Source organism: Campylobacter concisus (genome assembly GCF_002912895.1).
GTDB lineage: Bacteria > Campylobacterota > Campylobacteria > Campylobacterales > Campylobacteraceae > Campylobacter_A > Campylobacter_A concisus_G.
Genome location: NZ_POZX01000064.1, coordinates 1 through 15084 on the forward strand (window position 1 = coordinate 1; position 15084 = coordinate 15084).

General features: G+C 40.9%; 14 protein-coding genes and 1 pseudogene. 13 read left to right on the plus strand and 2 right to left on the minus strand.

The features are described from left to right. The first annotated feature begins 64 nt into the window (after positions 1-64). The 13 genes and pseudogenes from CYP51_RS07460 to CYP51_RS07515 all read left to right on the plus strand — a co-directional run bounded on the left by CYP51_RS07460 (position 65) and on the right by CYP51_RS07515 (position 11465). Positions 65-2347, plus strand: a pseudogene (locus CYP51_RS07460) (ribonucleoside triphosphate reductase). Positions 2348-2431: 84 nt separating this feature from the next. Next, the gene (locus tag CYP51_RS07465) at positions 2432-3106 is read left to right on the plus strand and encodes an anaerobic ribonucleoside-triphosphate reductase activating protein (protein WP_103624958.1); all 675 of its coding nucleotides are present in this window, start codon (positions 2432-2434) and stop codon (positions 3104-3106) included. Between the two features lie 74 nt (positions 3107-3180). Continuing rightward, on the plus strand, positions 3181-4326 hold the full coding sequence (locus CYP51_RS07470) for an iron-containing alcohol dehydrogenase (protein ID WP_103624959.1): 1146 nt from the start codon (positions 3181-3183) through the stop codon (positions 4324-4326). Positions 4327-4355: 29 nt separating this feature from the next. Next, a complete protein-coding gene (locus tag CYP51_RS07475) occupies positions 4356-4997 on the plus strand; it encodes an NAD(P)H-binding protein (RefSeq protein ID WP_103624960.1) in 642 nt (213 codons plus the stop codon). Next, entirely contained in the window at positions 4994-5761 is a 768-nt protein-coding gene (locus CYP51_RS07480; protein WP_103624961.1) for an SDR family NAD(P)-dependent oxidoreductase, read from the plus strand. Before CYP51_RS07475 ends, CYP51_RS07480 begins: the two co-directional genes overlap by 4 nt. Positions 5762-5800: 39 nt before the next feature. Next, complete coding sequence (locus CYP51_RS07485) at positions 5801-7237, plus strand: subtype B tannase (protein WP_103624962.1); 1437 nt, start codon at positions 5801-5803, stop codon at positions 7235-7237. 15 nt (positions 7238-7252) lie between these two features. After that, positions 7253-7933, plus strand: a complete 681-nt coding sequence (locus tag CYP51_RS07490; protein WP_103624963.1) for a putative quinol monooxygenase — start codon at positions 7253-7255, stop codon at positions 7931-7933. Between the two features lie 41 nt (positions 7934-7974). Next, complete coding sequence (locus CYP51_RS10085; RefSeq protein WP_258032822.1) at positions 7975-8244, plus strand: hypothetical protein; 270 nt, start codon at positions 7975-7977, stop codon at positions 8242-8244. Positions 8245-8253: 9 nt separating this feature from the next. Beyond that, on the plus strand, positions 8254-9510 hold the full coding sequence (locus CYP51_RS07495) for a tannase/feruloyl esterase family alpha/beta hydrolase (RefSeq protein ID WP_258032823.1): 1257 nt from the start codon (positions 8254-8256) through the stop codon (positions 9508-9510). Positions 9511-9539: 29 nt separating this feature from the next. Beyond that, positions 9540-10100 carry an NAD(P)H-dependent oxidoreductase gene (locus tag CYP51_RS07500; RefSeq protein ID WP_103624964.1) on the plus strand — a complete coding sequence of 187 codons (561 nt, stop codon included), beginning with the start codon at positions 9540-9542 and terminating at the stop codon, positions 10098-10100. Continuing rightward, entirely contained in the window at positions 10097-10321 is a 225-nt protein-coding gene (locus CYP51_RS07505; RefSeq protein ID WP_103624965.1) for a DUF2798 domain-containing protein, read from the plus strand. Before CYP51_RS07500 ends, CYP51_RS07505 begins: the two co-directional genes overlap by 4 nt. Positions 10322-10414: 93 nt before the next feature. Further along, positions 10415-11059 (plus strand): ferritin family protein, encoded by a 645-nt coding sequence (locus CYP51_RS07510; protein WP_103624966.1) that lies wholly within the window; start codon positions 10415-10417, stop codon positions 11057-11059. Positions 11060-11174: 115 nt separating this feature from the next. Continuing rightward, positions 11175-11465: a DUF5339 domain-containing protein gene (locus CYP51_RS07515; protein WP_103624967.1), complete on the plus strand. Its 291-nt coding sequence runs from the start codon at positions 11175-11177 to the stop codon at positions 11463-11465. Positions 11466-11495: 30 nt separating this feature from the next. On the opposite strand, the gene rmuC is transcribed toward CYP51_RS07515, so the two are convergent. Together rmuC and ilvD are read right to left on the minus strand one after the other, a co-directional pair. Further along, positions 11496-13064: a DNA recombination protein RmuC gene (gene rmuC / locus CYP51_RS07520; RefSeq protein WP_103624968.1), complete on the minus strand. Its 1569-nt coding sequence runs from the start codon at positions 13062-13064 to the stop codon at positions 11496-11498. A gap of 79 nt (positions 13065-13143) precedes the next feature. Next, the gene (gene ilvD, locus CYP51_RS07525) at positions 13144-14817 is read right to left on the minus strand and encodes a dihydroxy-acid dehydratase (protein WP_103624969.1); all 1674 of its coding nucleotides are present in this window, start codon (positions 14815-14817) and stop codon (positions 13144-13146) included. Positions 14818-15084 lie beyond the last annotated feature (267 nt).

Genomic DNA, 15084 nt, shown 5'->3' on the forward strand with positions numbered 1-15084 from the left:
ATTTAAGCTTTCTTGTCCTATACTTTTAAACTTTATATTGAAAATTTAGAAGAAAGAGCAAGTAATGCGTGAGATTTTGAAGAGAGATGGCACAAGACAAGAATTTGTAGCATATAAGATAGTAGATGCGATAAAAAAAGCATTTGCTAGCGAAAATTTAGCTTATGATGAGAAAGTTTTTACAAATGTTGTCCAAGATATCTTTCAAAAATCAAGCGCGATAACAGTCGAAGACATCCAAGATGCGATCGAAAAAGAGCTATTTAATAGCGGGTATTTCGACGTTTTAAAGAGCTTTATGCTCTACCGTCATACCCACAAGCTTCAGCGTGAGCAAATTTTAGGCCTAAATGACGATACGACTTACATAAATTCAACTCAAACGATAAATGAGTATATAAATGGCACCGACTGGAGAATTTCTGCAAACTCAAATACAAGCTACTCAAACGCAGGACTCATTAACAACACCGCTGGTAAAGTCATAGCAAACTACTGGCTAGACGCTGTTTATAGCAAAGAAGAGGGCCTAGCTCATAGAAATGGCGACTACCATATCCACGATCTTGACTGCCTTACAGGGTACTGTGCTGGCTGGAGCTTGCGAGCCTTACTAAATGAGGGCTTTAACGGAGTTCGTGGTAGGGTCGAGAGCAGGGCTCCAAAGCACTTTAGAGAAGCACTCTATCAGATGGCAAATTTCTTAGGAATTTTGCAAAGCGAGTGGGCTGGTGCTCAGGCGTTTTCTAGCTTTGATACCTACCTTGCGCCTTATGTTTTCAAAGACGATCTAAGTGATGCCGAGATCAAAAAGGCGATAACTAGCTTTATATTTAACCTAAACGTTCCTGCACGCTGGGGACAAAGTCCATTTACAAACGTAACAATAGATATCACCTGCCCAAGCGACCTAAGAGATCAGATCCCAACGAGCGATGATATACACCTTTTTACAAATGTAAAAGATGAGAAAATTTTGAAAAAAGCCAACGAGCGTGGCAGGAAAAATTTAGTCGATATGACCTATAAGGACTTCGAGCCTGAGATGGCACGCATAGATAAGGCATTTTACGAGGTTTTAACAGCTGGCGATAAGTGCTCGCAGCCTTTTACATTTCCGATACCAACGGTAAATATCACAGAGGATTTTGACTGGGATAGCGAAGTGGCGGATGTACTCTTTGAAAATACTGCCAAAATGGGCTCAAGCTACTTTCAAAATTTTATCGGCTCACAATACACTTACGACGAAAATGGCAACAAGATAGAAAACGAAAAAGCCTACAAACCAGGACATGTCCGCTCTATGTGCTGCCGTTTGCAGCTTGATCTAAGAGAGCTTTTAAAACGAGGTGGTGGTCTTTTTGGTAGTGCTGAGATGACAGGCTCGATTGGCGTCGTTACTATAAATTTAGCTCGCCTAGGCTACAACTTCAAAGGCGATAAAGTCGCACTTTATAACAGGCTTAGCTATCTTTTAGAGCTTGCTAAATCAACACTTGAAAAGAAGCGTAAATTTATCCAAGAGATGTATGACAGAGGGCTTTATCCTTATACGGCTAGATATCTAAAGCACTTTAATAACCACTTTAGTACGATCGGTATAAATGGCATGAACGAACTTCTTAGAAATTTCACAAATGATAAAGAGAATATCTCAACAAAATTTGGACGCGATTTTGCTATTGAGATGGTCGAGTTTTTGCGCGATAAGATAAGGACATTTCAAGAAGAGACTGGAAATTTATATAACCTTGAGGCGACTCCAGCTGAGGGCACAACGTACCGCTTTGCTAAAGAGGATAAAAAGCGCTATCCAGACATCATCCAAGCAGGTGGGGGAGAGAATATTTACTACACAAACTCAACCCAGCTTCCAGCAAATTTTACAGATGATGCTTACGAGGCACTTGATTTACAAGATGATCTTCAGACTTCATATACTGGTGGCACAGTATTTCACCTTTATATGAAAGAAAGGATCAGCTCACCTAAAGCTTGCAAGGAGCTTGTAAAGAGCATAATCTCAAATTATAAGCTTCCATATATCACGATAACGCCTGTGTTTAGTGTTTGTTCAAAACATGGTTACATAGCTGGCGAGCATGAATTTTGTCCGCTTTGTGATGCAGAATTAATAGAAAAAGAGAAAAACAATTCCAAATAAGGAGAGAAAATGACAGAAAAAGAAATTTTGGAAAAAGTACAAGATAAACGCACAAAATGTGTAGTCTATACTCGTGTTATGGGTTATCATCGCCCAGTTGAGAGCTTTAACCTTGGTAAAAAAGGCGAGCATAAAGAGCGTATTAAATTTGATGAATACGCAAGTTGCTGCAAAAGATAATCACCGCAGCCAATAAAAATATAAAAACTCAAATAAAAAAGGCACAATCTTCTGTGCCTTTTAAATCTCAAAAGGCCCATAAATTTGCATAAAGTCTTTAGTATAACGCCATTTACTACGCTTGATTATCCAGACAAAGTGGCTGCGGTAGTTTGGTTTGCAGGCTGTAATATGCGGTGCGTGTATTGCTATAATATAGAAGTTGTAAATTCAAATGGCAATATAGAAATGGATGAGGTTTGTAACTTCTTGGACCGCCGCATAGGTAAGCTAAATGGCATCGTCTTTAGCGGTGGCGAATGCACGGCAAATCCTTTGTTTTTGAAGCTTGCAAGAGAGGTTAAGTCAAGAAATTTTTGCCTAAAGGTCGATACAAATGGCTCTCATATTGAGATTTTAAAAGAGGCGATAGGCGAAGGGCTGATTGACTATATCGCACTTGATTTTAAAGCACCAAAAGAGAAATTTACGGGCGTAACTGGCTCAAATTTATATGAAAAATTTATTAGCACACTAAAGTATCTGCTTGAGATAAATTTTGATTTTGAAGTAAGAACAACCGTGCATGCAGATTTTTTAGATGAAACAGATATTTCTTTGATGTCTGAAATTCTTTATGACCTTGGATATAGAGGCAATTATTATTTGCAAAAATTCCTTAGCACAGGTGAAAATTTTGGAAATTTAGTTGATGCTAAAAGTAGCTTTGATCCGAAAAAGATTATCTCAAAACTTCCTATCAAACTAAGAAACTTTTAAATTTCTACTCATTATTTTTAACAAAAATTTTTGCTTTGCAAAACTATAATCATTAAAACTAATAAGGAGAAACTATGCAAAATTTTAGCTTTTTAAATCCTACAAAAATAGAATTTGGCAAAGACAAAGAGCAAAACATCGGCAAATATATGAAAGAATTTGGCGCAAAAAAGACGCTCATCATCTATGGCAGCGACAGGATCATGCAAAACGGAATTTTTGACGTTGCCACAAAGAGCCTAAGTGCAAATGGCATCGAGTTTTGCAAGATAGGTGGCGTGAAGTCAAACCCAGTGCTAAGCAAGGTAAATGAGGCTATAAATTTAGCTAAAAAGCAAGGTGTTGATAGCGTGCTAGCCATAGGCGGTGGCTCGGTGCTTGACACGGCAAAGGCCGTGGCTGCAGGAGTAAAATATAACGGCGATGTTTGGGACTTTTTTACTGGCAAGTGCCCAAAAGAAGCGCTTATGATCTTTGACATCATAACTCTAGCTGCAACTGGCTCAGAGATGAACGGCGGCGCAGTCGTCACAAAGGAAGCCACAAAAGAGAAATTTGCCATGCACGGCGCTTGTCTTTACCCAAAAGTTTCGGTTATAAACCCACTGCTTCAAGCAAGCGTTAGCAAGGAGTATTTGGTCTATTCAGCCTCTGACATCATCGCTCACAGCATCGAGGGCTACTTTACGGCGAGCATTCAGCCTGAGATCATAAATTTATACATCGAAGCAAACATCAAAACGGTCATGAAAACGACTGAAATTTTACTAAAAGAGCCAGAAAACTATGGCGCTAGAGGCGAGTTTGCCTGGGCTGCTACGATGGCGCTAAATGGCTTAACTTACGTTGGCACGGCTGGTTACTCTTATCCAAACCACATGATCGAGCACGCCATAGGTGCGGTGGTTGATTGCGCGCATGGGGCTGGGCTAAGTGTCGTTATGCCAGCTTGGATGAAGTGGTATAAGAGTAGAAATTTAAAGGCATTTAAGCGCTTTGGCAAAGAAATTTTTGGCGTGGATGACGCAGACGAGGCTATTAAAAAGCTAAAAGAGTGGTTTAGCAAGATCGGCACGCCAACAAGCCTAATTGAAATCGGCGTTGATGAGTCAAATCTAGACGAGATCATGGCGCTAGTTTATGACTACGCCAAGAGCAGGGGCTTGGAGCAAATTTATACAAAAGAGGCCATAAGCGAAATTTTTGCCTTAGCGAGATAGAATTTATCCAAAATTTACAAAGGATAAACATGAAAAAAGTCGCCCTTATAGCAGGAGCCAGCGGCGCTGTGGGAAGTGAAATTTTAAAGGATTTATGCCAGAGTGAGCACTACAACAAAGTGATCGCCCTTGTTAGGCATGAGCTAGAATTTACCCATGAAAAGCTTGAAGTAAAGATAGTAAATTTTGATGATTTTAAAGATGAGGTGCCATTTATCGCTGATAACGTTTTTTGCGCGCTTGGCACGACGATGAAAGCGGCGAAGCACAAAGAGCAGTTTTACAAAGTCGATGTGACCTATCCGATAAATTTCGCCAAATTTGGCTTGGAGTGCGGCGCAAAACGCTTTGTCTTGCTCTCGGCTGCAGGCGCAAACAGAAAGTCAGGCTCGTTTTACCTAAAGGCAAAGGGTCAAGCAGAAGCAAAGATAAAAGAGCTTGGATATAGCTCATTTCATATCGCCAGACTGCCACTTATCGAGGCTGAGAGAAAGGACTTTAGGCTTGGCGAGTATCTGGCGATAAAGGCGTTTAAATTTATCCCAAAAGGCTTTTTTGACGAGTATCGTCCGATGAAGGCAGCTGATATCGCTAAAGTGATCGTACAAGTAGCGCAAGATGACCACAGCGAGGGTGTCAAAATTTATAGCCCGGTGGAGTATGCGAAGTGAAAAGATACATCGCCATCACTGGAGCAAGCTCAGGCATAGGAGCGGCCGCGGCAAAGGCATTTGCAAGGCGCGGGGAGAATTTGATCCTTATCGCAAGACGTGGCGAGCTTTTAGAAAATTTAAAAAGCGAGATAGCTAAATTTGCAAATGTCGATGTCGTGATAGAGCTTTGTGACCTTTCAAAGCAAGAAAATGTCCTTTCTCTTTGGCATAATTTAGAAAAATTTGAGCTAAAAGCGCTTATAAACAACGCTGGCTTTGGCGACTATAACAAGGTCGGCGAGCAAAATTTAGAAAAAATCACGCAGATGATAAATTTAAACATCATCTCACTTGTCACGCTCTCAACGCTCTTTACTAAAAAATATAAAAAAGATACGCAGCTTATAAACATCTCCTCAATAGGCGGCTACAAAATCGTGCCAAATGCCGTCACATACTGCGCTAGTAAATTTTTCGTCAGCGCCTTTAGTGAGGGGCTTTACCACGAGCTAGCGCAAGATAAGCAGGCGAAAATGCAGGCTAAAGTGCTGGCCCCAGCTGCCACAAAGACAGAATTTGGCATGGTGGCAACTAGCAAAGAGAGCTACGACTACGACAAGGCGTTTAAAAAATACCACACGAGTGAGCAGATGGCGGAGTTTTTGCTTCGCCTTTATGATAGCCATTACTGCGTTGGCGCGGTGGATAGAGATAGCTTTGAGTTTAGCCTAAGTAAGCCAAAATTTGACTATGCGGTCAAATTGGGGCCAAAAGATAACTAGGCGCTAAAGCAAAAGTAGGACAAAATAAAAAGGTGGATCATGAAAGGCGTTAGAGTTGCTATTTTAGGGGTTTGTTTAGTAGGTGTTTGCTTTGGAAATGAACTTAAATTTGATGAGAGTAAATTTGAGCTAAAAAGCGTGCAAGTTGGCGATAGGACGCTTAAATTTAGAGCTTATGAGGGCATAGGCTATGTGGCAAAGCCAGTTAGCGACTATGAGGTCTTAAATTTCTACGTGCCAGAGGGTAAATTTAGCGACCAAAAGGCAGCTATTTTCATGCCAAATGCGATTGGCGGCTACATGCCAGCAATGCCTTCAGAGCCAGAAATTCAAAACGAAAAGCCAAATGCCACTCTTGAAGCCCTTCTTAGAGGCTATGTCGTGGCAAGCGTTGGCGCTAGGGGCAGGACGCTAAAAGATGGCGAGAAATTTATCGGCAAAGCACCAGCTGCGATAGTCGATCTAAAAGCGGCCGTTAGATATCTTAAATTTAACGACAAATTTATGCCAGGCGACGCAAATAAGATTATCTCAAACGGCACGAGCGCAGGCGGGGCGATGTCGGCACTTCTAGGCGTTAGCGCAAATGCAAAAGAGTATGAGCCATATCTTAAAGAGCTAGGAGCTGCAAGAGCAGAAGATCAAATTTACGCAGCTTCAGTCTATTGCCCTGTTACAAATTTAGAGCATGAGGATGAGGCCTATGAGTGGATGTTTGGGGATTTGGATAAATTTGAAAGGATAGACTTTTCAAGCCTTGATGCGACCAGCTTTAATGACAGGAGCAAAAAGCCAAAGATGATCACAGGTGAGTTAAACGCCACACAAAAAGAGCTCTCGCGCGAGCTAAAGAGCAAATTTCCAGCCTATCTAAACTCGCTAAATTTAAAGGACGCAAAAGGTCATGCATTAACTCTTGATGAAAATGGCGAAGGCAGCTTCAAAGAGTATATAAACGTCCTCATCTCAAGGGCATTTACCGCTACAAAAAACAGCGACAAAAATACGCTAACACCTAAATTTATCACGCTTGATACGCAGGGTTGCTCGCTTGGATATACATTTAAGCTTGAAGATTTTATCGCCTCGCTGAAACGCGCCAAAGCAGTGGTTGCCTTTGATGGATTTGGGCTAGAAAATCCTGAAAACGATCTCTTTGGAGATAGCAAAACGCCCGCAAAGCACTTTACTAAATTTGCAAAAGAGCGAAGTGAGGGCGAGATGGCGGAGGCTGGTGTCATAAAGATGATGAATGCGATGAACTACGTCAAAAACAAAAATGGGGCGAAATTTTACCGCATAAGGCAGGGGACAAACGACACCGACTTAGCGCTTGCTGTGCCTGCTATGCTCGCACTTTCGCTTAAAAATGCTGGCAAAGAGGTTGATTTCGAAGCGGTCTGGGGACAAGGACACGGCGGCGACTACGACTTAGACGAGCTTTTTGCTTGGATAAAAAGAGTTGAGCAGAGATAAATTTAAGGAGATTTGATGATAAAAAAGCTATTTTTACTAGCGGTTTTGGCAGCTTTTGCCTTTGGGGCGGAAGAGAAAGTGAGCTTACAGGAGCTGCTTGCGACGCCAAATAACAAGAGTTTGCTAAGACAGCTTGGTAGGGAAAAAATACTAAGCTCAAAGAGTGAGCCAGGCACACAGGCGATCTTTTTTGCGAGTGCAAAGAGTAAGACAGAGCTATTTTACGTGCTTGAGTTTTACAAGGACGAGACGGCTTATAAAAAGCATATAGGCTCGGCGCATTTTAAGAAATTTGCGAGTGCGAGCGCTGAAATTTTAGCTAGCAAAAAGGCTATCAGCCTGAAAAAACGGGCTACTTTTTCTAAAAATTTAACCCCAGAGCGCCTAAAAGATAGCTACTTTCACATCACAAATTTAAGCCTTTTGGCAAATAGTGATGCGAAATTTGAAAAGATTATCAAAAAATATATGCAAAAAAGCGTAGATGAGGGAGCTTACGCGCAGTTTGCCTTTAGTCAAAAAGAGGCACCTAACAAGTGGGTGCTGGTTGAAATTTACAAAGATGAGGCTAGCTTTGAGAGCTACCGCCACAGCGAAAACTACAAAGTTTACGCCAAAGAGCGAGCAGGGCTTATAGACGAAATTGACGGCTTTGGTCTAAAAAATGAGATCTCGTTTAGTAAGGTAAAATTTTAGGGGATATTATGAATAAAATTTCACTTTTTACGCACTAGCACTTGTGCAGCACGGCTTTTATCATTGATAAGACAGGATGCGAGAGCTTAAAAGATGTGAAAATTTTAAACAACGAGATGATAGATACGGTGTGGAATGAGAGTAGCGAAGTATCAGCCGATAAGATGTCCACGCTAACTGGTGGTAGTAAAAATAATATCAAAGCAAAGCCTCACTGCGTGGTGCATGGCAAGCTATATAGACGCGTAGGCTCGGACGGCAAAGAGTATGGACATCGACTACGAGCTAAGGCTGCCATAGCAGTGGAATGAGAAATTTTTATTTCAAGGCGGGGGCGGTATGGACGGCTTTTTAGTGCCTGCTCTTGGTGCAGTGCCGATACGAACAACACAGCCACGCCAGCGCTTCTTAGAGGCTACGCGGTCGTTACTACAAACTCAGGACACCCAAAACCAACGGCTGAGTTTGGACTAGATCAGCAAGCAAGGCTAGACTACGCCTATCAGGCGATCGGCAAGGTAACGGACGCAGCTAAGCAAATTTTAGCCGCCGCGTATGATAAAAAGCCAAAGCATAGCTACTTCATGGGCTGCTCAAATGGCGGCAGGGCAGCGCTCATAGCAGCCCAGCATTATCCGCTAGAATTTGATGGCGTCATCGCTGCAAACCCTGGCTTTAGGCTATCTCGCGCGGCGATCGCTCAGCAGTGGGACAATCAAGCCCTTATGAAGATAGCTCCGAAAAATGAAAAAGGCGAGAAAATTTTTGCAAATGCACTAACTAAGGACGATCTTGACAAGCTAAGCCAAGCCGTGCTAGAAAAATGTGACGCCTTGGGCGGACTAAAAGATGGGATCATAAATGCGTGGGAAGCGTGCAAATTTAACCCAAAAAGTCTAAATTTAGAGAAGCAAAAGATAGAGGCGATAGAGAAAATCTTTAACGGAGCCAAAAACAGCAAGGGCGAGCAAATTTATAGCGGTTGGTTTTACGACTCAGGTGTGAGCGCTGAGGGCTGGAGGCAATGGAAGCTAGGCGACTCACAAAGCGCCAAGCCAAACGCTAGAAATATCACGCTTTCAAGTGGCTCGGTGAATTACTACTTTTTGACGCCAGCGCAGCCAAATTTTGATACGATAAATTTTGACTTTGACAAAGACACGCCAAAGACTTTCGAGACGGTAGCGATAAATGACGCTATCTCAACAAGTCTTAGCACATTTAGCGCAAATGGCGGCAAGCTCATCATAGTAACTGGCGTCTCAGACCCAGTTTTCTCAGCAAAAGATCAAAGGGACTGGTTTAAAAAGCTAGAGGCTGATAACGAAAATAGCCAAAATTTCGCGGCATTTTTCGCACTACCTGGGATGAACCACTGCGGTGGCGGTAATGGCATAGATGATGTCGATCCGCTTAGTGCGCTTGAAGCGTGGCACGAAAAGGGCGAAGCGCCAAAGAGCATGCTGGCTAAGAGTAAGACCTACGCTGGTAAGGAATTTTTGGTGTGTGCGTATCCAAAGGTGGCTACATACGTGGGCGGAGATGCGAGCAAGGCAAGTAGCTTTGTTTGCAAATAAATTTAAAGAAGTAAATTTAAGGAGAGAAAATGAGTGAAATTTTAGTCGTATCAGGTCACACCGACCTTGAAAATTCCTTTGCAAATAAGATAATCTTGGGCGAGCTAAAAAAGCACTTGCCAGATGTTAAATTTGACATATTAAGCGAGCTTTATAAAAACTACGTGATAGACGTAAAAGCCGAGCAAGAAAAGCTAGTAAAGGCTGATGTGATCGTGCTTGTTTATCCATTTTTCTGGTACGGCGTGCCGTCACTTTTGCAAAAGTGGCTTGAAGATGTGCTAGTTCATGGCTTCTCTCATGGCAGCAAAGGAGATAAGCTACGTGGCAAGAAGCTGGTGCTTTCATTTACCTCTGGCGCGCCTGAGGAGCTTTATAAAAAAGAGGCGCTTCAGTGCTATGAGATAGAGGAATTTTTGCCGCCACTTAAGGCACTAGCAAATACTTGTGGGATGGAGTTTACAGGATATGTTTATAGCGGAGGGCTATCGTATCAGAGTAGGCACGATGAGGCAAAGCTTGCTTTGATGAGGCAAAAGGCGCTTGATCACGCAAAAAGATTAGGGGAGCTGATAGGCAAAATTTCATGATACCAGCAAAATTTTATAGATATGTTTTTGCGTTTATAATGTCAGCATTTATGGCTTTTTTTATGTCATTTGTGCTGACATATTTAAATCTTGGCTTTGTTGATGGCTTTGTAAAAATTTGGCTAACTGCTTACGTAAAAGCCTTTGTAGTAGCTTATCCTGTGCTTTTGCTAGTTTCTCCATTTGTAACGAAACTCACACAAATTTTATGCAAAAAATAAAATAATAATATACGTTATCAATAAAAATTATTATTTACTTATTTTAATTATTTGGTTATAATCCAATCAAAATTTATCAAAATAGGAGTCAAAATGAGACAGTACGAAACATACAAATGCGAAAAATGCGGCAACGAGATCGAGGTGCAAAAGGTTGGTGGTGGCAGACTAACCTGTTGCGGCGAAGAGATGAAATGCGTGACTGAAAATTTAACAGCAGTAAATTTAATGAAGGCATTTGCTGGCGAGTCACAAGCTAGAAATAAGTATGAGCTTTACGGTGATCTAGCCAAAGAAGCAGGCTATCATGCAATTGCTAGACACTTTTACGAAGCAGCTGAGAACGAAAAATGGCACGCAAGAGCGGAGTTTAAAAAATATCACGAGCTAATGAATGATCCGATCGATAAGATGGATAAAAATTTACTTGACGCTGCAGCTGGCGAAAACTACGAGCATACTACAATGTATCCAGACTTTGCAAAGATTGCAAAAGAAGAAGAGCTAAGAGATGTTGAGAGACTTTTCACGGCTATCGGCAAGGTTGAGGTTGAGCATGAAAGAGAGTATTTAGAGCTTAAAAAGATGCTTGATGAAGAGGGCTTTTTTGAGAGCGAAGAGGAAGATATCTGGGTTTGTGAGGTGTGCGGACACGTTCATAGAGGCAAAAAAGCTCCAGGCGCCTGTCCACTTTGTAAAGCTCCAAAAGAGTATTTTAAGCGCGAATTTCTAGGCTAAAAAGCTAAAATAGCCAAAGCTCTAAGCGCTTTGGCTATGAATTTTTTATTTCAATTTTATTCCCTTATAAGCAGAAAGTATTATAATTATTTTAAATTTTTATAAGGAGAAAGAGATGAAAAAATCACTTTTAGTTTTAACTACTCTTGGCTTTGCATTAAGCCTAAACGCTGCAGATCTTACAGATACTTGCAAGTCTTACTTCTCAGACATCGACAAAATGGTCGAAGCTTATAAACAAGCTGGTCAAGAGCAACAAGTAAAAATGTATGAAGATCAAAAGAAACAATCAATGGATCAACTTGCTGCACTTCCAAAAGAACAACAAGACGCTACTTGCAAACAAGCTAAAGAGATGTTTGCTCAAGTAATGGAACAAATGAAAAAACAAGGTCTTTTAAAATAAATTTTTATGGCTAGTTTTTCTAGCCATATCCTAATCCTCTTTTTCTAACTCGTTATTTACGCCGATCTCTTTTACTTCTATATCTTTTTGCTCGTCTGAAGACAAGCGTTTAAAATTTTCAAGTCTACTAACAAGACCATCTCTACCACTAAAACTTGATGCAAGGGCGTTAAAATGTTTATTCGTAGTATTTAGTGTATTGCTAAGTCTATTCATATGCTCGGCCACATTGCGGACTTTATCATAAATTTTAATCGCACTCTTTACGATATTTTTGGCCTCTTCATTGCCACGCTCTATGCGCCATAAATTTGCCACTGTGCGAAGAATAGGCATAAGCGTAGTGTGAGATACTAGTATTACGCGCTTTTGAAATGCGTAGTCAAAAAGGGAACTATCAAATTTCATAGCCTCGATATATGCTGGCTCAATTGGTATAAACATCAATACAAAATCAGGACTATCAGGTACGATCTCACCGTAATTTTTGCTATTTAAGCTATCTATGTGATTTTTCATAGAAGCAATATGCTCTTTCAATGCTAAATTTAGCTCCTCCTCATTGCTGGCTGTGATAGCTTTTTCGTAAGCTATAAGTGAGACTTTAGAATCAACTATTAGGTGTTTGCCATCTGGTATCTTTACTATAAAATCAGGAATAAGACGTTTGCCTTCTTCGTTCTTGAAATTTTGTTGTGTCAAGTAATGCTCATCTTTTACAAGTCCAGAAGCCTCAAATGTGCGTTCAAGCTGTATTTCACCCCAGTTCCCAAGTGTTTTATTGCTACCTTTTAGTGCAGTGGCTAGCGAGTTTGCCTCTTTTGACATTGAGATACCAATCTCACTTATGTGCTTAATCTGCGTTCCTAACGCGCTCATGCCTTTAACTGACTCGTCATGGACCACATTTACGCGCTCTTGAAAGGTTGAAATTTGCTCCTTTAGTGGCTTTAGTAAAAGATCTAAAGAATTTTGGCTATTTTGTGTAAAATTTGCACTTTTTTCTTCAAATATTTTATTTGCAAGATTAGAAAATTCCAAATTTAACTCATTTTTTACTTTTAATAAATTTGCCTCTTGCTCTTTTAGGCTATTTTCTTTTGCTTCTATTTCATTTCTAAGCACAGCCATATCACGTTTTAATCTATTTTCTCTCTCATTTGCTTCAGCTAAAGTATTCTTATTTTGATTTAGCTCGGCTAGAGTTGCAGTGAAATTTGCCTCGTTATTCTTAGCTCGTTCATTTGCTGTACCGATACTCTCTTTAAGCTCATTTATCACGCGCTCCATCGCATCTTCAGCTTCTTCTTTTTGTGCTATTTTGGTTTTTAGTGCATCGATCTCGCCGATGAGCTCGTCTATTCGCTCGTGATTTGACATAAGCCTTGCTTTTTGCTCACTGATTAGCTGCAGATTTTCACTATTTTTAGATACTAAATTTGTTAGATTTGATGAAATTTCAAAATTTTCTTGCTCTTTTTGCGCCAAATTTCGCTTTAGCTCGAGTTTGTCTCTATTAAATGAATAGATGACAAATATCGCAATCAAAAATAGTACTCCTAAAAATATGGCAACATAAAAATAGAAATCTTGTTGCATTTAGTATCCTTAAAAATGAAGAAATCTTTATATTTTTGCAAAAGCAAAGAGACTACTCCTTGCTTTTGTAGTAAATTTTTTATGCTTCTAGCACCGCTCCGTTGCTTGCGTTTGTGACTAGTTTGCGGTATTGCCTTAGCCAGCGAGAGGTTAGCGCCTTATCAACTGGTTTAAATTCTGCTCTTCTCTTTGCGATCTCGGCTTCGCTTAGGCGAACGTTTATCTCGTATTTATCGACGTCTATATCGATGATATCGCCATCTTTTAGCAAGCCTATCATACCGCCTTCGGCCGCTTCTGGGCTTACGTGGCCGATACTTAGACCTCTTGTCGCCCCGCTAAAGCGACCATCTGTGATGAGCGCCACGTCTGCGCCAAGGCCTCGTCCCATGATGAGTGAAGTAGGGCTTAGCATCTCTTGCATGCCAGGGCCTCCGCGTGGACCTTCGTAGCGGATGACGACGACATCGCCTTTATCTACTTTACCACTTGAAATGCCAGCTATGGCTTCATCTTGTGAGTTAAAGCAGACTGCTTTACCACTAAATTTACGCTCGCCAACGATGCCAGCTGTTTTTATAACACAGCCTTGCTCGGCTAAATTTCCAAACAAAATGGCAAGTCCGCCAACTTGTGAATAGGCGTTTTCTACTTTGTGAATGATGCTTTCATCTTTGATGTCACTTACCTTTACACGTTCTCCTAAAGTTTCGCCACTAACTGTGAGATTGTCCAAATTTAGCATGCCATTATCTCTGCGTGAAATTTCTTTTATCACTGCATTCATGCCACCAGCTCTACCGATGTCCTCCATATGCACATTTGGCAAGCTTGGGCTGATTTTAGCGATGTGAGCGATATTTTGGCTGATCTTGTTTAGCTCTTTGATATCTAAATTTACGCCAGCCTCTCTTGAGATAGCTAGCATGTGAAGGACGGTGTTGCTGCTACCACCCATCGCCATATCAACGACAAGTGCGTTGCGGATCGCCTTTTCATTTAGTATGTTTCTTATCTTAAATTTCTCATCAAGTGCGATCTCACAGATTCTACGAGCAGCCTGTCTAATAAGCTCCTCACGCTCTGGAGTTAGCGCTAGGATAGTGCCGTTGCCAGGGAGTGCTATGCCCATCGCTTCACAAAGCGTGTTCATGGAATTTGCTGTAAACATACCGCTGCAACTACCACCGCTTGGACATGCGTTGCACTCGATATCTTTTAGTTCAGCCTCATCTATCTCTTTGGTCTCAAATTTACCAACCGCCTCAAACGCAGTCGCAAGGTCGATTGGCTTACCATCTTTTGTGTAGCCTTTTTTCATAGGGCCACCGCTTACAAACACGGTTGGGACATTGACCCTTAAAGCACCCATAACCATGCCAGGGACGATCTTGTCGCAGTTTGGCATACAAACAAGTGCGTCAAGCGCGTGAGCGTTCATCACAGTTTCTATCGAGTTTGCGATGATCTCGCGGCTAGGCAAGCTATATAGCATGCCTCCATGCCCCATCGCGATGCCATCATCCACGCCGATACAGTTAAACTCAAATGGAATACAGCCATTTTTGCGAATTTCATCTTTTAAAATTTGTGCATATTTATTTAAGAAAAAATGCCCAGGTATGATCTCTATAAAGCTGTTTGCAACGCCGATAAAGGGTTTAGCAAAGTCATCGTCTTTTAGCCCAGTCGCACGTAAAAGTGAGCGGTGTGGGGCTCTTGTGTAGCCTTTTTTGATTATGTCGCTTCTCAAATTTGATCCTTTTTTAAAATTTGAGAGGATTTTATCACATATAAAGTATCAAAGATTTTAAAAAATTTTTGCAAATTTAAAAATTTTTTTATTACATAAATAACACATTAAATTTTTAAAATTTATCCAAAAAGGATGAGCTAAATAGCTACGAAATTTCGGTAATTTTAATCAAAGCAGTATGCAAAATAATAACGTAAAAATATTATCAATGTGTTATAAATATTGATTTATAGGGCTTTATTGTACCTTGGTACAATTTACAAG